Raw genomic sequence first — 21,466 nt, 5'->3', positions numbered from 1 at the left:
TTCATTTGTTCGGTAAATGATTTAAGTGAAACTGAATACCAAAAACCGCAGGCCGTTTTATTTAGCCTGCGAACTATTTTTAGAGTAACAGAGGGAGCGTAGCGCTGGCCGTTTGTTGGCTAACGTCGCCGTAATGCCCGTCCAGCGCAATCATAGAGGTGGTCAGCAGTTCGACCAGCAGCATAACCCCAACCTTAGCATTGAGTGCACCTGCGCTGAGGGGGCCCTCTGGTTTGGCGGCAACCAGTTGAATATCGCTAAGGGAAGCCAGCGGGCTACGGGGGGTATTGCTAAGAGCCAATACCTTAACGCCGCGCTTGTGGGCTAGTTTCACCACGTGCAGTAGATCCCGCGTTGAACCCGAACTGGAGATGGCCACAACCAAAGTCTCTTTCGAAAGGGTCGCCGCATTCATGGCTGCGCGGTGCATATCGCTAAACAGCTGTGCGGGTTTGCCCAGCCGCAACAGTTTGTAATGCAAATACTCCCCGAGGATCGCGCTGGCCGCAACGCCATAAATCTGTACGGATTGCGCCTGGTGCAGCGCCAGCGCCGCCTCTTCAAGCAATGCCCGGTCGAGGAGTCTGGCGGTATCCTGCAAAGCCTGTACCGACTCTTCGACAACGTTATCTATTTCATCTCCGGCCTGTCGCGCGGGCTGGCCCTGCTGAATATCCAGCGCAAGCGCCATTTTAAATTCGTTATATCCCTTGCAGCCCAGCGTGCGGCAAAGACGCGTGACGCTGGCCTCGCTGGTGCGACTTTCGCGCGCCAGTTCAGTGATCGTCAGGTAGAGCACCCGGGCAGGATCGTTGAGGACAAACTCGCCAAGTTTTTGTTGCGTTGGGCTGTACCCGGAAGCCTCCTGGCGTAGCTTCAGCAGCAGGTTTTCATGGTCTGACATGCTAGATCCTTAATGCGTTTCTCTGCGACTAGTGTGGCGGAAAGCAGGGGAAAGATGCCAGTCATTTTGAAAAAGTATGATCATCCTCCTGGTTTTTGATGGTAATTTTCATGTATTGATGTTTTTATGGTAAAAATTTTCATCATTAAATGAGAGGATGAAAAAATGATGCAAATATTCAGCGGGGCTTCTTCTGGGGGATGGTTTGAAAAAGCGCAGCGCTTTGGCAAATCCTTTATGTTACCTATCGCCGTATTGCCAGCAGCAGGTCTGCTGCTGGGGATAGGTGGCGCGTTATCGAATCCAAATACCCTCGCGGCATATCCGTTTTTGGATGTGAGCTGGCTTCAGGCCATCTTCACTATCATGAGCAGTGCGGGTTCAATTGTGTTTGCGAACCTCTCGGTGCTGTTTGCTGTTGGGGTTGCTGTCGGGCTGGCAAAAAGCGATAAGGGCACGGCAGGGCTGGCGGCGTTGCTCGCTTTTCTGGTGATGAATGCCACCATTAACGCGCTGCTGATCCTCACCGGAAAACTGGCGCATGATAATCCTGGCGCTGTGGGGCAGGGCATGACGCTGGGGATCCAGACCCTGGAAACCGGTGTGTTTGGTGGCGTGGTGATCGGTCTCGTGACCTGCGCTCTCCATCACCGGTTTAATAAAATTGCGCTTCCGCAATTTCTGGGCTTCTTTGGCGGTTCACGTTTTGTTCCCATTATCAGCTCGCTGGCAGCAATACTCGTCGGGGCCGTCATGACCGTCGTCTGGCCGCATTTCCAGAAACTGATCTTTGGTCTGGGTGGGCTGGTGGATGCGACGGGTTACCTGGGCACAATGCTCTATGGCTTCATTTTGCGTATGCTCGGCCCATTCGGTTTACATCACATCTTCTATCTTCCTTTCTGGACTACCGCGCTCGGCGGGAGTGAGATCGTCAACGGTCATCTGGTCGAAGGCACACAGCGGATCTTCTTCGCGCAACTGGCCGATCCTACGACGCGTCAGTTTTACGAAGGGACGTCGCGCTTTATGTCCGGGCGCTTCATTACGATGATGTTTGGCCTGCTCGGTGCATGTCTCGCGATGTACCACACGGCAAAACCCGAGAACAAAAAACGCGTCGCCGGGCTGCTGCTCTCTGCGGCATTAACCTCGTTCCTGACCGGGATTACCGAGCCTATCGAGTTCTCCTTCCTGTTTATTGCGCCGGTGCTTTACGTCATTCATGCGCTGTTTGACGGGCTGGCGTTCATGCTCGCACACATGCTGCATATCACCATCGGGCAAACCTTCTCCGGCGGTTTTATCGACTTCGTGCTGTTTGGCATTCTTCAGGGTGAGGCTAAAACCCACTGGATGTTCGTTCCGATGGTCGGCGTGCCGTGGTTCTTCCTCTACTACTTCACCTTCCGCTACCTGATTAACCGCTTTGATTTTGCCACGCCGGGGCGTGAAAAAGAGGCGGTGGCGGATGAGGTCAGTCTGCCGCAAAGCGAGCGCGCTGCAGCGGTAATCGCCGGGCTGGGTGGAAAAGACAATCTGGACGAGGTGGACTGCTGCGCCACGCGCCTTCGCGTCACGGTGAAAGACGGCAGCAAAGTGAATGAAGCAGCATTGAAAGCCACCGGTGCACGCGGCGTCATTGTGCGCGGTAACGGTGTTCAGGTCATTTATGGCCCGCACGTCACGATTATCAAAAACGAAGTTGAAGAGATCTTATCGTAATGAAAACTGTACTGGATAACCTGAAAGGAAAACTGGTCGTCTCTTGTCAGGCGCTGGAAAATGAACCTCTGCATAGCCCGTTTATTATGTCACGGATGGCGCGGGCAGCGTTTCAGGGCGGGGCTGCTGCCATCCGCGCCAACAGCGTGGTGGATATTGCGGCCATTAAACAGGAGGTTTCTTTACCCGTTATCGGCATCATCAAACGGGATTATCCTGGTAGCGCGGTGTTTATCACTGCGACAATGAAAGAAGTGGATGAGCTGATGAGCGTCTCTCCGGAAATCATTGCACTTGATGCGACTGCGCGCGAGCGTCCTGGCGGTGAATCACTGTCAACGCTGGTCAGCCACATCCGTAAACGTTACCCCGGGATAGTGCTGATGGCGGATATATCCAGCGTAGAAGAAGCCGAAACCGCGCAGGAACTGGGCTTTGATTGTGTTGGAACCACGCTTTACGGCTATACGGCGGAAAGTGCGGGTCATGCTTTACCTGTTAATGACTGCGCATTCCTGAAGGATGTGCTGGCTGCCGTCACGGTTCCGGTGGTTGCCGAAGGCAACGTCGATACCCCTGAGCGCGCGGCCAGATGCCTGGCACTGGGAGCGCATATGGTGGTCGTGGGTGGGGCAATCACCCGTCCACAGCAGATCACTGAACGGTTTATGGCAGCGATTGGCGCGCAAAGCACCGATCGAGCATGACCATCTGGCGGGGATCTGCGATAATTATCGTTTATCCCCTTTACTGAGATGACTATGCAGTACCCGATTAACGAGATGTTCCAGACCCTGCAAGGCGAGGGTTACTTTACCGGCGTTCCCGCTATTTTCATTCGTTTACAGGGATGCCCGGTTGGCTGTGCCTGGTGTGATACCAAACATACGTGGGATAAGCTCGCAGATCGGGAAGTGTCGCTGTTTAGCATTCTGGCGAAAACCAAAGAGAGCGATAAGTGGGGGGCGGGCAGTTCAGAGGATCTGCTGGCCATTATTGGTCGTCAGGGCTGGACGGCGCGCCATGTGGTGATCACCGGGGGTGAACCCTGCATCCACGATCTGACGCCGCTAACCGAGCTGCTCGAAAAGAACGGTTACAGCTGCCAGATTGAAACCAGCGGTACACATGAAGTGCGTTGTTCCCACACCACGTGGGTGACGGTATCACCCAAAGTGAATATGCGCGGCGGATACGATGTCCTGTCTCAGGCGCTGGAACGTGCAGATGAGATAAAACACCCGGTAGGTCGCGTGCGTGATATTGAAGCACTGGATGAACTGCTGGCAACCCTCTCGGATGAAAAGCAGCGGGTCATTGCCCTGCAGCCTATCAGCCAGAAAGAGGATGCGACGCGCCTGTGCATTGAAACCTGTATCGCGCGTAACTGGCGTCTGTCGATGCAGACGCACAAGTACCTGAATATAGCCTGAAAAAAAGCCCGGTTTAACCGGGCTTTTTTTACTCGCCGCGATAGACGCAGCCGGCGGTGCAGGTCTCTTTAATCATCACTGCGCTCAGCAGCGGTACCAGCGGTTTCATCTGATCCCAGATCCATTTTGCCAGCACTTCGCTGGTCGGGTTTTCAAGGCCCGGAATATCATTCAGGTAATAGTGATCCAGACGATCGTAAGTTGGCTTAAATGCCGCTTTCAGCTCGGCAAAATCCATGATCCAACCGGTATGCGGATCGACTTCACCGGTGATCTCAAGACGCACCATAAACGAGTGCCCGTGCAGACGGCCACATTTATGTCCTTCAGGAACATGAGGAAGGTGGTGGGCGGCTTCGAAGGTGAAATCTTTAAACAGTGTGGTGGACATGATCGCTCTCAGTAATGCGGAAAAAACCGCCGCATAGTACCGGAAAGCACAATTTTTAGCATTAACTAAAACGGCTCTGAAGCCTGGACTGCAGGAAGTGGCCATTTTTTGTTATCTTTGTTGTGATATTTCAATCAGTTAATTAATCTGTTTTATCGTTAAGCATGATAACTAAAACAGGTTAGTCCATTTGGTTATTTATTATTTCCATCCCTTCTTTAATTGTTAGTATCCTCACCGTTAACCTTATCTTCAGTTTGGATTTATTCGCTTAAAGTCCGCTTGGCTACTGGAACATAACGACGCATGACGACACAGGCCCCACCTTCAAATTTGCTTCCCCTGAACCCGGAGCAGCTGGCGCGCCTTCAGGCTGCCACCTCTGATTTTTCGTCCACTCAGCTTGCCTGGGTCTCCGGTTATTTCTGGGGAATGCTCAATCAGCAACCGGGCGCTGTGGCTGCCGCTCCGGCAACGGCCGTAGAAATTCCGGCCATTACGTTGATTTCCGCCTCGCAGACGGGCAATGCCCGCCGTGTGGCTGAAGCGCTGCGTGACGACCTGCTGGCTGCCAGACTGAACGTGAACCTGGTCAACGCCGGGGATTATAAATTTAAACAGATCGCGTCAGAAAAACTGCTGGTGGTTGTCGCCTCAACGCAGGGGGAAGGTGAGCCTGCTGAAGAAGCGGTGGCGCTGCATAAGTTCCTGTTCTCGAAAAAAGCGCCAAAACTGGACGGCACGGCTTTTGCGGTGTTTGGCCTGGGCGATACCTCTTATGAATTCTTCTGCCAGTCCGGTAAAGATTTCGACAGCAAACTGGCTGAACTGGGCGCAGAGCGTTTGCTGGATCGCGTTGACGCCGACGTGGAATACCAGGCCGCCGCTGCTGAATGGCGTGCCCGCATCGTTGAGGTGCTGAAAGCGCGCGTCCCGAAAGAGACGCAGGCACAGGCCGCGTTTACCGCGACGGGTGCCGTCAACGACATCCATACCAGCCCTTACACTAAAGAGGCTCCGCTGGCCGCGAGCCTGTCGGTTAACCAGAAAATTACCGGCCGTGATTCTGAAAAAGACGTGCGCCATATCGAAATCGATCTCGGTGGCTCTGGCCTGCGTTACCAGCCGGGCGATGCGCTGGGGATCTGGTATCAGAACGATCCTGCTCTGGTAAAAGAGCTGGTCGAACTGCTTTGGCTGAAAGGGGATGAGCCTGTCACTGTGGAAGGCAAAACGCAGCCGCTCTCTGAAGCGCTGCAGTGGCATTTCGAACTGACGGTGAATACCCCGAATATTGTAGAAAATTACGCTACCTTAACCCGCAGCGAATCGCTGCTGCCATTCGTGGGTGATAAGGCGAAGCTGCAGCATTACGCGGCGTCAACGCCAATTGTCGATATGGTGCGTTTCTCTCCGGCTCAGCTGGATGCCGATGCGCTGATCGGCCTGCTGCGTCCGCTGACCCCGCGTCTGTACTCCATCGCCTCTTCGCAGGCCGAAGTGGAGAGTGAAGTGCATGTTACCGTCGGCGTGGTGCGCTACGACATCGAAGGCCGCGCCCGCGCGGGTGGGGCATCAAGTTTCCTGGCGGATCGCGTGGAAGAAGAGGGCGAAGTGCGCGTCTTTATCGAGCACAACGACAACTTCCGCCTGCCTGCGAACCCGGAAACCCCGGTCATCATGATTGGCCCAGGCACCGGCATTGCGCCGTTCCGCGCCTTCATGCAGCAGCGCGCGGCAGATGAAGCGCCGGGTAAAAACTGGCTCTTCTTCGGCAACCCGCACTTTACGGAAGATTTCCTCTACCAGGTTGAGTGGCAGCGCTATGTTAAAGAGGGTGTACTGACCCGCATCGATCTGGCCTGGTCCCGCGACCAGAAAGAAAAAGTATACGTACAAGACAAACTGCGCGAACAGGGCGCAGAGCTGTGGCGCTGGATCAATGACGGTGCCCACATTTATGTCTGCGGCGACGCCAATCGCATGGCGAAAGACGTTGAGCAGGCTTTGCTGGAAGTGATTGCCGAATTCGGTGGTATGGATGCCGAAACGGCAGATGAATATTTAAGTGAGCTGCGCGTTGAGCGCCGTTATCAGCGAGATGTCTACTAATGAGCGAAAAACATCCAGGGCCACTGGTGGTCGAAGGTAAACTGACAGACGCCGAGCGCATGAAGCTGGAAAGCAACTACCTGCGCGGCACCATTGCTGAAGATCTGAATGACGGTCTCACCGGCGGTTTCAAAGGCGACAACTTCCTGCTGATCCGTTTCCACGGTATGTACCAGCAGGACGATCGCGATATCCGCGCCGAGCGTGCTGAACAGAAGCTGGAGCCGCGTCACGCGATGCTGCTGCGCTGCCGCCTGCCGGGTGGGGTGATCACCACCAAACAGTGGCAGGCGATCGACAAGTTTGCCGGTGAAAACACGATTTATGGCAGCATCCGTCTGACTAACCGTCAGACCTTCCAGTTCCACGGCATTCTGAAGAAGAACGTGAAGCCGGTACACCAGATGCTGCACTCGGTTGGGCTGGACGCGCTGGCGACCGCCAACGACATGAACCGTAACGTGCTCTGCACCTCGAACCCGTATGAGTCCGAGCTGCACGCCGAAGCCTATGAGTGGGCGAAGAAGATTTCTGAGCATCTGCTGCCGCGCACGCGCGCTTATGCGGAGATTTGGCTCGATCAGGAAAAAGTCGCCACCACCGACGAAGAACCGATCCTTGGCCAGACCTATCTGCCGCGAAAGTTCAAAACCACGGTAGTGATCCCGCCGCAGAACGATATCGATCTGCACGCCAACGACATGAACTTCGTAGCGATTGCTGAAAACGGCAAGCTGGTGGGCTTTAACCTGCTGGTGGGCGGCGGCCTGTCCATCGAACACGGCAACAAGAAAACCTACGCCCGTACCGCCAGCGAGTTCGGCTTCCTGCCGCTTGAGCATACGCTGGCCGTGGCGGAAGCGGTGGTAACCACTCAGCGCGACTGGGGTAACCGTACCGACCGTAAAAACGCGAAAACCAAATACACCCTGGAGCGCGTGGGCGTTGAGACGTTTAAAGAAGAAGTAGAACGTCGCGCCGGCATTAAATTTGAGCCGATCCGCCCTTACGAATTCACCGGTCGCGGCGATCGCATTGGCTGGGTAAAAGGCATCGACAATAAATGGCACCTGACGCTGTTTATCGAAAACGGCCGTATTCTGGATTATCCGGGGCGTCCGCTGAAAACCGGTTTGCTGGAAATTGCGAAGGTCCACAAGGGTGAGTTCCGCATAACCGCCAACCAGAACCTGATCATTGCTGGTGTGCCTGAAAACCAGAAGGCGAAGATCGAGAAACTGGCGCGCGATCATGGGTTGATGAATGCGGTGAAACCGCAGCGCGAAAACTCGATGGCCTGCGTGTCATTCCCGACCTGTCCGCTGGCAATGGCCGAAGCGGAGCGTTTCCTGCCGTCATTCACTGACAAAGTAGAAGCGATTCTGGAAAAACACGGTATTCCGGACGAGCATATTGTTATGCGTATTACCGGCTGCCCGAACGGCTGCGGCCGCGCAATGCTGGCAGAGATGGGACTGGTCGGTAAAGCGCCAGGCCGTTACAACCTGCATCTCGGCGGCAACCGCATCGGTACGCGTATTCCACGGATGTACCGTGAAAACATTACTGAATCGGAGATCCTCGATTCGGTCGACGAACTGGTTGGGCGCTGGGCGAAAGAGCGTGAAGCGGGTGAAGGCTTCGGCGACTTTACGGTGCGTGCGGGCATCATTCGCCCGGTGCTCGACCCGGCCCGGGATTTCTGGGAGTAACAACGCGAGGTGATTATGTCCGTACTCGATCTAAACGCCCTGAACGATCTGCCAAAAGTCGAACGCATTCTGGCGCTCGCAGAAACCAACGCCCACCTGGAAAAGCTGGACGCCGAAGGGCGTGTGGTATGGGCGCTGGAAAACCTGCCGGGCGACTATGTGCTTTCGTCGAGCTTTGGTATTCAGGCGGCGGTCAGTTTGCATCTGGTGAATCAAATTCGTCCGGACATTCCGGTGATCCTCACCGATACCGGCTACCTGTTCCCGGAAACCTACCAGTTTATTGACGAGCTTACGGACAAGCTCAAGCTGAACCTGAAAGTTTACCGCGCGACGGAAAGCGCGGCCTGGCAGGAGGCGCGCTACGGTAAACTCTGGGAGCAGGGCGTTGAGGGCATTGAGAAATACAATGAGATCAACAAAGTTGAGCCGATGAACCGGGCGCTGAAAGAGCTTAATGCACAGACCTGGTTTGCAGGACTACGCCGCGAGCAGTCCGGCAGTCGCGCCACGCTACCCGTGCTGGCGGTTCAGCGTGGGGTGTTCAAAGTGCTGCCGATCATCGACTGGGATAACCGGACGGTGTATCAGTACCTGCAAAAGCACGGGTTGAAATACCATCCGCTGTGGGATCAGGGTTACCTGTCGGTGGGGGATACCCACACCACGCGTAAATGGGAACCGGGAATGGCAGAAGAAGAGACGCGATTCTTTGGCCTCAAGCGCGAGTGCGGACTGCACGAAGGGTGATCCCATTTCCTCCCTCTCCCTGTGGGAGAGGGTCGGGGTGAGGGCATCAGGCCGCACTAAGCCTTATTAGCTTTCGCCAGCTCCTTCACCAGCGGCAGCATCACCTTCACTACATCACGACTGCGGTGTTCAATCCGCTGCGGCAGTGCGCTATCAATGTGTTGCTGATTATCCAGCATCACGTTATGCCAGCTAATCCCGTCCGGGAAGGCTTTCGATTTAGCCCGCTGCTGATAGCCATCTTTCTTCCCCAGTGCCCAGTTAGTTGCTTCCACATACAGCACCGGAATACCCGCTTTATCGAACACCTCACCATCGTTACAGCAGCCTGTTCCTCGCGGATAATCAGGATTGCCGCCTGGGTTACTGGTGGCATAGACCCCATGGCTGCGGGCAATCGCCAATGCCCGGTCGCGCGTCAATTTTCGCACGGTACCCGGCGTACTTTGTCCGCTGTTGAAATAGAGCTTATCGCCGACGATCAGGTTATCGAGGTTGATCACCAGCAGGGTATTTTTCTTCTCTTTGGCGCTCATGCGCTTCAGGAGATTCTCAGCGCCGAGTTTGCCTTCTTCTTCACCACTGGTGGCAACGAAACGAATCCCGTATTTAGTCGGTATATCCTTCATTCGTTCTGCCAGTTCGAGCATCACGCCCAGACCTGCGGCGTTATCATCCATACCCTGCAGCGTCAGACCACCGAGATTGTTATCGGTATCGGTGTCGCTCATTGGGGCGTAGGTATCGAGGTGCGCCATAATAATGATCTGCTCATCCGCGCTACCTTCGTGAGCCGCAATAACCGTACTACCGGTCACGTTATGCCAGTTTTTGGTTTTATTGCGTGAGGTATAGATATAGCGGCTGTGAAACGTGCGGATATCGCTCTGGTAACCCATGTCGGCAAACTGCTGACGAATATAGTCTGCGGAGAGCATTTCCGCGGGGGAACCGGTCATGCGGCCAGGAAATACGGTGGCAATATGTCGCGCCTGCGTATTCGCGATTTCACCGTACGGTTGATTTTTTGCCTGAGCCGGAAGGATGAAGCAAACGCCGAGCGCCAGGGCAGCAATACGGTGGCGCGTTGCGGAAAACATAGTGAGTCCTTAAAAAACAGAGCAAAATTTTAACCCGCCTAGTATGAAACTGTGATCGTCCATACACAATTTGAATTGCTCTTAAATGCCCGAAATTTCGCGTGTTAAGCACTTTTTGATATTTGCTTTTTCATGGCGTTATTCCATTGAGTAACTACTCATTCCAATTCGTAATTTCATTCGGTCTAAGCCGCCCCCTATAGTCCCTTTATTCCTCGTTGTTAGTGAGTTGCTGCTGTGGACTATCTGCCCTTATTTGCTGCGATTAAAGATAAGCCGGTGCTGGTTGTTGGCACAGGTGAGATTGCCGATCGCAAAATCGTATTTCTGCAGCGCGCAGGGGCGCAAGTGCGGGTCGTTGCAGGGGCGGATTTCGACGAATCACAAATCGACAGCGTGGTGCTGGTGATTGCGGCAACGGAAGACCGCGAGCTGAACCGACGGATCTCAGATGCTGCTCAGGCGCGTTACCGTCTGGTGAACGTGGTGGACGATCAGCCTTTATGCTCCTTTATCTTCCCGTCGATTGTTGATCGCTCCCCGCTGCTGGTCGCTATCTCCTCCGGTGGTACCGCACCGGTGCTGGCGCGCGTATTGCGGGAAAAAATCGAAGCGCTGTTGCCAACCAGTCTCGGACGTATGGCAGAGAAAGCGAGCTACTGGCGCAATCATCTGAAAACCCGACTCACCAGCGTGACGGAACGTCGTCGCTTCTGGGAACGCGTGTTCCGCGGCCGCTTTGCCAGCCTGATGCAGGCCGGAAATGAGACCGCGGCGCAGAAAATTCTTGAAGACGAACTGGATAACCCCGGCAGCACCGGCGGGGAGATCATTCTGGTAGGCGCAGGGCCGGGCGATGCAGGGCTCCTGACGCTGCGCGGCCTGCAGGTGCTGCAGGACGCGGACGTGGTGTTCTACGATCATCTGGTTACTGACGGCATACGCGAACTGATTCGCCGCGATGCGGAGCAAATCTGCGTCGGCAAGCGGGCTGGCGAACACTCGGTACCGCAGCACGACACCAACCAGATGCTGGTTGACGCCGCCAAAGCGGGTAAAACCGTGGTGCGCCTGAAAGGGGGCGATCCGTTCATTTTCGGTCGCGGCGGCGAAGAGCTGCAGGCGGCAGCCGAAGCGGGGGTGCCGTTCCAGGTGGTTCCCGGTATTACGGCGGCTTCAGCCGTGACGGCTTATGCCGGTATCCCGCTGACCCACCGCGATTACGCCCAGAGCGTCACCTTTGTGACCGGCCACTACAAGGCCGACAGCACGCCGTTTGACTGGTCCCACCTCGCTCAGAGCCGACAGACGCTGGCTATCTATATGGGCACGATGAAGGCGGCGGACATCAGCGAACAACTTATTCAGCACGGTCGCGAGGCGAAGACACCTGTTGCCGTTATTTCTCGCGGTACGCGCGTCGATCAGCACGTTGCTATCGGCACCCTTGACGATCTTGCAACCCTGGCGAAAGACGCCCCTATGCCCGCCCTGATCGTGGTGGGGGAAGTGGTGCAGCTGCACAGCACGCTCGCCTGGTTTCAGCACACAACCGACACAGAAGGCTTTGGTTCTTCTGTTATAAATTTGGCTTAAGGAACGGTTATGGACCAAAAACGTCTTACTCACCTGCGGCAGCTCGAAGCGGAAAGTATCCATATTATCCGCGAAGTGGCCGCCGAGTTTTCTAACCCGGTGATGATGTATTCCATCGGCAAAGATTCCAGCGTCATGCTGCATCTGGCGCGTAAAGCGTTTTACCCGGGTACGCTGCCGTTCCCGTTGCTGCATGTGGATACCGGCTGGAAATTCCGCGAAATGTACGAATTCCGCGACCGTACTGCCAAAGCCTATGGCTGCGAACTGCTGGTGCATAAAAACCCGGAAGGTGTGGCGATGGGCATCAACCCGTTCGTGCACGGCAGCGCCAAGCACACTGACATCATGAAAACCGAAGGGCTGAAGCAGGCGCTGAACAAATACGGTTTTGATGCGGCCTTCGGTGGCGCGCGTCGTGATGAGGAAAAATCCCGTGCGAAAGAGCGTATCTACTCTTTCCGTGACCGCTTCCACCGCTGGGACCCCAAAAACCAGCGCCCGGAGCTGTGGCACAACTACAACGGCCAGATCAACAAAGGCGAAAGCATTCGCGTCTTCCCGCTCTCCAACTGGACCGAGCTGGATATCTGGCAGTACATCTATCTGGAAAATATTGAGATCGTTCCGCTGTATCTGGCCGCTGAGCGTCCGGTACTGGAGCGCGACGGGATGCTGATGATGATCGACGACGATCGCATCGACCTGCAGCCAGGTGAAGTGATCAAAAAACAGATGGTGCGTTTCCGTACCCTCGGTTGCTGGCCATTGACCGGTGCGGTGGAATCCAGCGCACAGACGCTGCCGGAGATCATCGAAGAGATGCTGGTGTCGACCACCAGTGAGCGACAGGGGCGCGTGATTGACCGCGACCAGGCAGGCTCCATGGAGCTGAAGAAACGTCAGGGTTATTTCTAAGGAGCCGCCATGAACACGACCATTGCTCAACAAATTGCCAAAGAAGGCGGCGTAGAAGCGTATCTGCACGCGCAACAACATAAGAGCCTGCTGCGCTTCCTGACCTGCGGCAGCGTGGATGACGGGAAAAGTACCCTGATTGGCCGTCTGCTGCACGACACGCGTCAGATTTACGAAGATCAGCTCTCTTCCCTGCATAACGACAGCAAACGTCACGGCACCCAGGGTGAAAAGCTCGACCTGGCTCTGCTGGTGGATGGCCTGCAGGCAGAGCGCGAGCAGGGCATCACCATTGATGTGGCGTATCGTTACTTCTCCACCGAGAAGCGCAAATTTATTATCGCCGATACCCCGGGGCACGAGCAGTACACCCGTAACATGGCGACCGGCGCCTCGACCTGCGATCTGGCGATCCTGCTGATCGACGCACGTAAAGGCGTGCTCGATCAAACCCGTCGTCACAGCTTTATTTCCACGCTGCTGGGGATCAAGCACCTGGTGGTGGCGATCAATAAAATGGATCTGGTGAATTTCAGCGAAGAAAAATTCGACGAGATCCGCCAGAGCTACCTGACCTTTGCCGAACAGCTGCCAGGTAACCTGGACATTCGTTTTGTGCCGCTCTCGGCGCTGGAAGGCGACAACGTCGCGTCCCAGAGCACGAACATGCCGTGGTACAGCGGCCCTACGCTGCTGGAAGTGCTGGAAACCGTTCAAATTCAGCGCGTGGTTGATACCCAACCGATGCGCTTCCCGGTGCAGTACGTTAACCGTCCGAACCTCGATTTCCGCGGTTTCTCCGGCACTATCGCATCTGGTTTCGTGAAAGTGGGTCAGCGCGTCAAAGTGCTGCCATCTGGCGTGGAATCAGCTATTGCCCGTATCGTCACTTTCGATGGTGATCTGCCCGAGGCGGGAGCCGGTGAAGCGGTGACGCTGGTGCTAAAAGATGAGATCGATATCAGCCGGGGCGATCTGCTGGTGGATGCGCACGAAACGCTGGCGGCGGTACAGGGCGCGTCTGTGGATGTGGTGTGGATGGCCGAACAGCCGCTGACCGCTGGGCAAAGCTACGACATTAAAATTGCGGGCAAGAAAACCCGCGCCCGCGTGGACGGTATTCAGTTCCAGGTAGATATCAACAATCTAACCCAGCGTGACGTCACCGAGCTGCCGCTGAACGGCATCGGCCTGGTCGATCTGACCTTCGACGAGCCACTGGTGCTGGATCCTTATCAGCAAAACCCGGTCACGGGCGGGCTGATCTTTATCGACCGTCTGACTAACGTCACCGTCGGTGCAGGGATGGTGCGCGAGCCTAACGAACAGGCCGCCGTGGCGTCTGAGTTCAGCGCCTTCGAGCTGGAACTGAATGCGCTGGTGCGTAAACACTTCCCGCACTGGGGTGCGCGCGATCTGCTGGGAGGGAAGTAATGGCTGCTCATGATGAGAACGTCGTCTGGCATCCTCATCCGGTCACTGTCGCTCAGCGTGAGCAACTCCACGGTCACCGTGGGGTTGTGCTGTGGTTTACCGGGCTGTCGGGTTCCGGTAAATCCACGGTAGCGGGGGCGCTGGAAGAGGCGCTGTATCAGCAAGGCGTGAGCACATACCTGCTGGATGGTGACAACGTGCGCCATGGTCTGTGCAACGATTTGGGCTTTAGCGACGAAGACCGTAAAGAGAATATCCGTCGGGTAGGGGAAGTGGCGAGCCTGATGGCGGATGCCGGGCTGGTGGTCCTTACTGCGTTCATCTCTCCGCACCGGGCAGAGCGCCAGATGGTGCGTGAGCGCGTTGGGCAGGATCGCTTTATCGAAGTGTTTGTCGATACGCCGCTGGAGATTTGTGAAGCGCGCGATCCGAAAGGGCTGTACAAGAAAGCGCGTGCGGGTGAACTGCGAAATTTCACGGGAATAGACGCAGTATACGAAGCGCCTGAATCGCCTGAAATTCACCTGGAAGGTCAACAATTGGTAACAAATTTAGTAAGCCAATTATTAGACCTCCTCAGACAGGACGATATTATCAGATCCTGAGACGGTATCGTTTGGGCGCTATTTACCCGAGCGATGAGTCATGGTCACAGGATTAGCTATGCGCAACAGTGAAAACTACATCATTACCACCGGGTCGGAGCCGATAGCGACCGACGACGAGACGACCTGGTCATTTCCTGGGGCCATCGTCGGCTTCGTCTCGTGGTTACTGGCGCTGGGTATCCCGTTTCTCATTTACGGCGGTAATACGCTGTTCTTCTTTCTCTACACCTGGCCATTCTTCCTGGCGCTGATGCCCGTCGCGGTTGTCGTCGGCATTGCGTTGCATTCGCTACTCAATGGCAAACTCCTTTACAGTGCCGTGGTCACGATTGTGACGGTGGTCCTGATGTTTGGACTGTTATTTTTGTGGCTCATGGGCTAACTTCAGCCATAATTCAAACAGTAACCAACTGTGTGACGATATTGTGCAGGGCGATTCTGCGGAAAAAATGTGGTACATTTGCCCGCGATGTTGCGGCATCTCTGTACCCCCGGCGTAGTGCCCTGGGGCGTTTTGGGATGATGATGCCGTTTTTCAGGGGGCAGGATGGGTAAACTAACGCTGCTGTTGCTGGCTTTGCTGATCTGGCTGCAATATTCGCTGTGGTTCGGTAAAAACGGGCTGCACGACTATAGCCGGGTGAGCGATGACGTTGCGGCTCAGCAGGCAACAAACGCCAAACTTAAGGCGCGAAACGATCAACTCTTTGCTGAAATTGATGACCTCAATGGCGGGCAAGAGGCGATTGAGGAACGCGCACGCAATGAACTCAGTATGACTAAGCCGGGCGAAACTTTTTATCGTCTGGTTCCGGATGCGTCTAAACGCAATCAGGGCTCAGCACAAAACAATCGATAATCAGGCCCAGGATTACGACATGGCAGTAACTTTTTCGGACGTATGCGCCGTGGTGCCGGCCGCAGGTTTTGGCCGGCGCATGCAGACAGAATGTCCCAAGCAATACCTCTCAATTGGCGATAAAACGATCCTCGAACATGCTGTGGCGGCGCTGCTGGCGCATCCACGTGTGAAGCGTGTGATCATCGCTATCAGCCCGGGCGATGCGCGCTTCGCGCAGTTACCGCTGGCAAATCATCCGCAGATTACCGTTGTCGATGGCGGTGCCGAGCGCGCCGATTCCGTGCTGGCGGGCATTCGGGCCGCCGGGGATGCACGATGGGTGCTGGTGCATGATGCCGCGCGTCCATGCCTGCATCAGGACGATCTCGCGCGCCTGCTGGCCCTGAGCGAAACAAGCAAGGTTGGCGGGATTCTCGCCGCGCCGGTGCGTGACACCATGAAACGCGCTGAGCCGGGTAAACGGACTATCGCTCACACCGTTGATCGCGTCGATTTATGGCACGCGTTGACGCCACAATTTTTCCCCCGCGAATTACTCCATGACTGCTTAACGCGTGCGCTTAAAGAAGGTGCGACCATTACGGACGAAGCCTCAGCGCTGGAGTATTGCGGTTTTCACCCTGAGCTTGTTGAAGGACGCGCTGATAATATAAAAGTGACGCGCCCTGAAGATTTACAGCTCGCGGAATTTTATCTTACCCGTTCGACCCATCAGGAGAAGGCATAATGCGAATTGGACACGGTTTTGATGTACACGCCTTTGGCGGAGAAGGCCCAATTATCATTGGCGGCGTACGCATTCCTTATGAAAAAGGGTTGCTGGCGCATTCTGATGGCGACGTGGCATTACATGCTTTAACCGATGCATTACTCGGTGCTGCTGCGCTGGGTGATATTGGCAAGCTATTTCCTGACACGGATCCGGCCTTCAAAGGTGCGGATAGCCGTGCGTTGCTGCGTGAAGCCTGGCGTCGTATTCAGGCCAAAGGTTACACCCTGGGCAACGTCGATGTGACGATCATCGCTCAGGCACCAAAAATGTTGCCGCACATTCCTCAGATGCGCGTGTTTATTGCTGAAGATCTGGGTTGCCATATGGATGACGTCAATGTCAAAGCAACCACCACTGAGAAACTGGGCTTTACCGGCCGCGGCGAAGGGATTGCCTGTGAAGCCGTGGCGTTGCTGATGAAGGCGAACGCATGACAGACTTCGACAATCTGACATACCTCCACGGTAAACCGCAGGGGAACGGGGTGCTGAAAGCCAGCCCCGAAGACTTCCTCGTGGTCGAGGATCTGGGGTTCGCGCCCGATGGCGAAGGCGAACATATCCTGGTGCGCATTCTGAAAAATGGCTGCAATACCCGCTTTGTGGCCGATGCGCTGGCAAAATTCCTCAAAATTCATGCTCGTGAAGTGAGTTTTGCCGGCCAGAAAGATAAACACGCCGTCACTGAACAGTGGCTATGCGCACGCGTTCCCGGCAATACGATGCCTGATTTAAGCAAATTTGAGCTTGAAGGCTGTAAGGTACTGGAGTACGCCCGCCATAAACGCAAATTGCGTCTGGGCGCCTTGAAAGGTAACGATTTTACGCTGGTGCTACGCGAAATCACAAACCGCGATGACGTCGAGAAGCGTTTGGCTGCTATCAACGCCGATGGCGTGCCTAACTACTTTGGCGCTCAGCGCTTTGGTATTGGCGGCAGCAACCTGCAGGGTGCGCTGCGCTGGGCACAAAGTGATGCGCCCGTCCGTGACAGGAATAAACGCAGTTTTTGGTTGTCTGCGGCGCGTAGTGCGTTGTTTAATCAGATTGTGAGCGAAAGGCTGAAAAAACCGGACGCGAATCAAGTTGTTGTTGGCGATGCGCTACAATTAGCGGGACGCGGAAGCTGGTTTGTGGCAACGGCCGAAGAAATGGCCGATGTTCAGTCGCGCGTGGAGGCCAAAACGCTGATGATTACCGCCGCGTTGCCCGGTACGGGCGAGTGGGGGACGCAGGGCGATGCGCTGGCTGCGGAGCAGTCTGCCGTTGCGAATGCACAAGAATTACAATCATTGCTGGTGCGAGAAAAAGTCGAAGCAGCACGCCGCGCGATGCTGCTCTATCCGCAGCAGTTAAGCTGGAACTGGTGGGATGACGTAACCGTCGAGTTACGCTTCTGGCTGCCGGCAGGTAGCTTTGCCACCAGTGTTGTCAGGGAACTTATCAACACATCGGGTGATTATGCGAATATTGCTGAGTAACGATGACGGGATCCACGCGCCGGGCATTCAGACCCTGGCGAAACACCTTCGCGAATTTGCGGATGTGCAGGTCGTGGCCCCCGATCGTAACCGCAGTGGAGCGTCTAACTCACTGACGCTGGAGTCGTCGCTTCGCACTTTTACCTTTGAAAATGGCGATATTGCCGTGCAGATGGGCACGCCGACAGACTGCGTATTTCTGGGCGTGAACGCGTTAATGCGACCGCGCCCGGATATCGTCGTCTCGGGTATTAACGCCGGGCCAAATCTCGGCGATGACGTGATTTACTCCGGTACCGTGGCAGCCGCAATGGAAGGACGACATCTGGGGTTCCCTGCCCTGGCGGTCTCGTTAAACGGTCACACGCATTACGACACCGCAGCCGTGGTGACCTGCTCGATCCTGCGCGCGCTCAGCCGTGAGCCGCTGCGTACCGGGCGCATCCTCAATATCAACGTGCCGGATCTCCCGCTGAATGAAATTAAAGGCATTCGCGTTACGCGATGCGGAAGCCGACATCCGGCCGAACAGGTGATCCCGCAGCAGGATCCACGTGGGAATACGCTTTACTGGATCGGTCCTCCCGGCGATAAGTGCGATGCGGGTCCTGATACCGACTTTGCCGCCGTGGATGAAGGCTATGTTTCGGTTACACCGCTGCACGTAGATTTAACCGCGTATAGCGCGCATGATGTGGTGTCGGGCTGGCTGGATCGCGCAGGAGTGAACGCGCAATGGTAAACAAACGTGTACAAACTCTTCTGGAACAACTACGCGCGCAGGGGATCCGCGACGAGCACGTGCTTGAAGCGCTCGCTCAGGTTCCGCGTGAGAAATTTGTAGACGAGGCGTTTGAACACAAAGCGTGGGAAAACGTGGCGCTGCCTATTGGGCAGGGCCAGACGATTTCGCAGCCCTACATGGTGGCGCGCATGACGGAGCTTTTGGAGCTGACTCCCGACTCCCGTGTACTGGAAATTGGCACCGGATCGGGGTATCAGACCGCCATCCTGGCGCATCTGGTTCATCATGTGTGCTCCGTTGAGCGTATTAAAGGTTTGCAGTGGCAGGCGCGTCGTCGCCTGAAACAACTTGATTTACATAATGTTTCGACACGACACGGTGATGGATGGCAGGGTTGGAAGGCTCGCGCCCCGTTTGACGCTATCATCGTGACGGCGGCCCCGCCTGAAATTCCTGCAGCCCTGTTGTCGCAGCTGGATGAGGGGGGCATTCTTGTTTTGCCTGTCGGGGACGAGCAGCAGCTTTTGAAGCGCGTTCGTCGACGTGGCGGCGAGTTTATTATCGACACCGTGGAAGCCGTGCGCTTTGTGCCTCTGGTAAAGGGGGAGTTGGCCTGAGACTCGGAATTATCCAGGGTTATTAAGGCAAATTCAGCGTATGGTGTGGCGCGAAAGAGTCGTGCCTTCACGGTAAATTTTAAGTCACTGGTAGTTAACACATTCCTGGGGGATAAATGAGCGCGGGAAGCCCTAAATTCACCATCAGCCGTGTTGCGGCATTATCACTGGTTTCGCTTTGGCTGGCAGGCTGTACAAGTTCTAACAACGCGCCTGCGCCCGTCAGTTCCGTCGGCGGAAACAGCGGCTCCGGTAGCACGTCCAGCGGAATGTTGATCACGCCGCCACCTAAAATGGGTACTGCTGCGCCGCAGCAAACACCACAAATTCAGCCTGTGCAACATCCTGTTACACAGCCAATGCAGGTTCAGCCAGTTGAACAACCTGTCCAGACCCAAAATGGCCGCATAGTTTATAACCGTCAGTATGGGAACATTCCTAAAGGCAGCTATACCGGCGGCAGTACCTATACCGTGAAACGCGGGGATACGCTGTTCTACATTGCGTGGATTACCGGGAACGATTTCCGTGACCTCGCCCAGCGTAACAACGTTCAGGCGCCGTATGGACTGGAAGTGGGCCAAACGCTTCAGGTTGGCAACGCCACAGGCAAGCCACTTACGCCAGGTAACACCGTTTCTGCGGCCGATGTGACTGCACAAAATAACAGCGTTAAGCCTGCACAAAAATCCACCACAGTGGTTGCTTCACAACCTGTAATTACGTATTCTGAGGATTCAGGTGATCAGACTGCTAACAAAATGTTGCCGAATAATAAAGGGACTGCGACTGTTGTCACAGCACCCGTGACGGCACCTGTGGTTAGCTCTACTGAACCGACTGCCAGCAGTATGACGTCCAGTTCGCCAATTTCTACATGGCGCTGGCCAACTGACGGCAAGGTTATCGAAAACTTCTCTTCCTCCGAAGGTGGAAATAAAGGGATCGATATCGCAGGGAGTAAGGGACAGGCTATCATCGCGACCGCAGATGGACGTGTTGTATATGCCGGTAACGCTCTGCGCGGTTACGGTAATCTTATTATCATCAAACATAACGATGATTACCTGAGTGCCTACGCCCATAACGACACAATGCTGGTCCGGGAACAACAAGAAGTTAAGGCGGGGCAAAAAATCGCTACTATGGGTAGCACCGGAACCAGTTCTACACGCTTGCATTTTGAAATTCGTTACAAGGGGAAATCCGTAAACCCGCTGCAGTACTTGCCGCAGCGATAATTTGACGGGGCATGCCAGCCAGGGTGTCTCGTTCAGGGATCACGGGTAGGAGCCACCTTATGAGTCAGAATACGCTGAAAGTTCATGATTTAAATGAAGACGCGGAATTTGATGAGAACGGAGTAGAGGCTTTTGACGAAAAAGCCTTAGTAGAAGAGGAACCCAGTGATAACGATTTGGCTGAAGAAGAGCTGTTATCGCAGGGTGCCACACAGCGTGTACTGGACGCGACTCAGCTTTACCTTGGGGAGATTGGTTACTCCCCACTGTTAACGGCCGAAGAAGAAGTCTATTTCGCACGTCGTGCTTTGCGTGGTGATGTTGCCTCGCGCCGTCGCATGATTGAAAGTAACTTGCGCCTGGTCGTGAAAATTGCCCGTCGTTACGGCAATCGTGGTCTGGCTCTGCTGGATCTGATTGAAGAGGGCAACTTAGGCCTCATCCGCGCAGTTGAGAAGTTTGACCCGGAACGCGGGTTCCGTTTCTCAACCTACGCGACCTGGTGGATTCGTCAGACCATCGAACGGGCTATTATGAACCAGACCCGTACGATCCGCCTGCCGATTCACATCGTCAAAGAGTTGAACGTTTATCTGCGCACCGCGCGCGAGTTGTCCCATAAACTGGACCACGAGCCAAGCGCAGAAGAAATTGCCGAACAACTCGACAAACCGGTTGATGACGTAAGCCGTATGCTGCGTCTCAACGAGCGCATTACCTCGGTTGACACCCCGCTGGGTGGCGACTCCGAAAAAGCGCTGCTGGACATCCTGGCCGATGAAAAAGACAACGGTCCGGAAGACACCACGCAGGACGATGACATGAAACAGAGCATCGTCAAATGGCTGTTCGAACTGAACGCCAAACAGCGTGAAGTGCTGGCGCGTCGTTTCGGTTTACTGGGGTATGAAGCTGCAACACTGGAAGACGTCGGCCGCGAAATTGGCCTGACCCGTGAACGTGTTCGTCAGATTCAGGTTGAAGGTCTGCGCCGCCTGCGTGAAATCCTGCAGGGGCAAGGTCTGAATATCGAAGCGCTGTTCCGCGAATAAGCAACCTTTCGTCA

Annotated in this window: 22 protein-coding genes; 19 read left to right on the top strand and 3 right to left on the bottom strand. The window is 55.2% G+C overall.

Features of this window, described 5'->3' with window-relative positions; genetic code table 11:
* Nucleotides 1-79 precede the first annotated feature (79 nt).
* Complete coding sequence (locus LCD46_17985; GenBank protein UOY69929.1) at nt 80-904, bottom strand: MurR/RpiR family transcriptional regulator; 825 nt, start codon at nt 902-904, stop codon at nt 80-82.
* 165 nt (nt 905-1,069) lie between these two features.
* On the opposite strand from LCD46_17985, the gene LCD46_17980 reads away from it, so the two are divergent.
* From LCD46_17980 to queE, 3 genes are read left to right on the top strand one after another with little or no spacing between them, the layout of a single operon-like run.
* Entirely contained in the window at nt 1,070-2,629 is a 1,560-nt protein-coding gene (locus tag LCD46_17980) for a maltose/glucose-specific PTS transporter subunit IIC (protein ID UOY69928.1), read from the top strand.
* A complete protein-coding gene (locus LCD46_17975; protein ID UOY69927.1) occupies nt 2,629-3,336 on the top strand; it encodes an N-acetylmannosamine-6-phosphate 2-epimerase in 708 nt (235 codons plus the stop codon). Before LCD46_17980 ends, LCD46_17975 begins: the two co-directional genes overlap by 1 nt.
* Before the next feature lie 54 nt (nt 3,337-3,390).
* A complete protein-coding gene (gene queE, locus LCD46_17970) occupies nt 3,391-4,062 on the top strand; it encodes a 7-carboxy-7-deazaguanine synthase QueE (protein ID UOY69926.1) in 672 nt (223 codons plus the stop codon).
* A 28-nt stretch (nt 4,063-4,090) separates the two neighbouring features.
* On the opposite strand, the gene queD is transcribed toward queE, so the two are convergent.
* Complete coding sequence (queD, locus tag LCD46_17965) at nt 4,091-4,453, bottom strand: 6-carboxytetrahydropterin synthase QueD (protein ID UOY69925.1); 363 nt, start codon at nt 4,451-4,453, stop codon at nt 4,091-4,093.
* 306 nt (nt 4,454-4,759) lie between these two features.
* Here queD and cysJ point away from each other — a divergent pair, with 306 nt between their 5' ends.
* Genes cysJ through cysH form a run of 3 tightly spaced genes read left to right on the top strand, consistent with a single transcriptional unit; the run spans nt 4,760 to nt 9,027 of the window.
* On the top strand, nt 4,760-6,565 hold the full coding sequence (gene cysJ / locus LCD46_17960; GenBank protein ID UOY69924.1) for an NADPH-dependent assimilatory sulfite reductase flavoprotein subunit: 1,806 nt from the start codon (nt 4,760-4,762) through the stop codon (nt 6,563-6,565).
* A complete protein-coding gene (cysI, locus tag LCD46_17955; protein UOY69923.1) occupies nt 6,565-8,277 on the top strand; it encodes an assimilatory sulfite reductase (NADPH) hemoprotein subunit in 1,713 nt (570 codons plus the stop codon). The genes cysJ and cysI overlap by 1 nt, the downstream gene beginning before the upstream one ends.
* Nucleotides 8,278-8,292: 15 nt before the next feature.
* Nucleotides 8,293-9,027 (top strand): phosphoadenosine phosphosulfate reductase, encoded by a 735-nt coding sequence (gene cysH, locus LCD46_17950; GenBank protein ID UOY69922.1) that lies wholly within the window; start codon nt 8,293-8,295, stop codon nt 9,025-9,027.
* A gap of 56 nt (nt 9,028-9,083) precedes the next feature.
* On the opposite strand, the gene LCD46_17945 is transcribed toward cysH, so the two are convergent.
* Nucleotides 9,084-10,127 carry an aminopeptidase gene (locus LCD46_17945; GenBank protein ID UOY69921.1) on the bottom strand — a complete coding sequence of 348 codons (1,044 nt, stop codon included), beginning with the start codon at nt 10,125-10,127 and terminating at the stop codon, nt 9,084-9,086.
* Nucleotides 10,128-10,373: 246 nt separating this feature from the next.
* Between LCD46_17945 and cysG the strand changes: the two genes are divergently transcribed.
* From cysG to rpoS, 13 genes are all read left to right on the top strand, one after another.
* A complete protein-coding gene (cysG, locus tag LCD46_17940; GenBank protein UOY72995.1) occupies nt 10,374-11,723 on the top strand; it encodes a siroheme synthase CysG in 1,350 nt (449 codons plus the stop codon).
* Nucleotides 11,724-11,732: 9 nt separating this feature from the next.
* The gene (cysD, locus tag LCD46_17935; protein ID UOY69920.1) at nt 11,733-12,641 is read left to right on the top strand and encodes a sulfate adenylyltransferase subunit CysD; all 909 of its coding nucleotides are present in this window, start codon (nt 11,733-11,735) and stop codon (nt 12,639-12,641) included.
* 9 nt (nt 12,642-12,650) lie between these two features.
* A complete protein-coding gene (gene cysN, locus LCD46_17930) occupies nt 12,651-14,075 on the top strand; it encodes a sulfate adenylyltransferase subunit CysN (protein ID UOY69919.1) in 1,425 nt (474 codons plus the stop codon).
* A complete protein-coding gene (cysC, locus tag LCD46_17925; protein UOY69918.1) occupies nt 14,075-14,680 on the top strand; it encodes an adenylyl-sulfate kinase in 606 nt (201 codons plus the stop codon). Before cysN ends, cysC begins: the two co-directional genes overlap by 1 nt.
* A gap of 58 nt (nt 14,681-14,738) precedes the next feature.
* On the top strand, nt 14,739-15,065 hold the full coding sequence (locus LCD46_17920) for a DUF3561 family protein (protein ID UOY69917.1): 327 nt from the start codon (nt 14,739-14,741) through the stop codon (nt 15,063-15,065).
* Nucleotides 15,066-15,230: 165 nt separating this feature from the next.
* Complete coding sequence (gene ftsB / locus LCD46_17915; protein UOY69916.1) at nt 15,231-15,542, top strand: cell division protein FtsB; 312 nt, start codon at nt 15,231-15,233, stop codon at nt 15,540-15,542.
* 19 nt (nt 15,543-15,561) lie between these two features.
* Entirely contained in the window at nt 15,562-16,272 is a 711-nt protein-coding gene (ispD, locus tag LCD46_17910) for a 2-C-methyl-D-erythritol 4-phosphate cytidylyltransferase (GenBank protein UOY69915.1), read from the top strand.
* Nucleotides 16,272-16,751 carry a 2-C-methyl-D-erythritol 2,4-cyclodiphosphate synthase gene (gene ispF, locus LCD46_17905; GenBank protein UOY69914.1) on the top strand — a complete coding sequence of 160 codons (480 nt, stop codon included), beginning with the start codon at nt 16,272-16,274 and terminating at the stop codon, nt 16,749-16,751. The genes ispD and ispF overlap by 1 nt, the downstream gene beginning before the upstream one ends.
* Entirely contained in the window at nt 16,748-17,797 is a 1,050-nt protein-coding gene (gene truD, locus LCD46_17900) for a tRNA pseudouridine(13) synthase TruD (protein UOY69913.1), read from the top strand. The genes ispF and truD overlap by 4 nt, the downstream gene beginning before the upstream one ends.
* Nucleotides 17,778-18,539 (top strand): 5'/3'-nucleotidase SurE, encoded by a 762-nt coding sequence (gene surE / locus LCD46_17895; GenBank protein ID UOY69912.1) that lies wholly within the window; start codon nt 17,778-17,780, stop codon nt 18,537-18,539. The genes truD and surE overlap by 20 nt, the downstream gene beginning before the upstream one ends.
* The gene (locus LCD46_17890; GenBank protein UOY69911.1) at nt 18,533-19,159 is read left to right on the top strand and encodes a protein-L-isoaspartate(D-aspartate) O-methyltransferase; all 627 of its coding nucleotides are present in this window, start codon (nt 18,533-18,535) and stop codon (nt 19,157-19,159) included. The genes surE and LCD46_17890 overlap by 7 nt, the downstream gene beginning before the upstream one ends.
* 116 nt (nt 19,160-19,275) lie before the next feature.
* A complete protein-coding gene (gene nlpD / locus LCD46_17885; GenBank protein ID UOY69910.1) occupies nt 19,276-20,400 on the top strand; it encodes a murein hydrolase activator NlpD in 1,125 nt (374 codons plus the stop codon).
* A gap of 59 nt (nt 20,401-20,459) precedes the next feature.
* Complete coding sequence (gene rpoS / locus LCD46_17880) at nt 20,460-21,452, top strand: RNA polymerase sigma factor RpoS (GenBank protein UOY69909.1); 993 nt, start codon at nt 20,460-20,462, stop codon at nt 21,450-21,452.
* Nucleotides 21,453-21,466 lie beyond the last annotated feature (14 nt).

Source organism: Enterobacter ludwigii, assembly GCA_023023105.1.
GTDB lineage: Bacteria > Pseudomonadota > Gammaproteobacteria > Enterobacterales > Enterobacteriaceae > Enterobacter > Enterobacter adelaidei.
The sequence above is the reverse complement of the archived record's forward strand: the minus strand, read 5'-3'. Positions and strand labels throughout refer to the sequence as shown.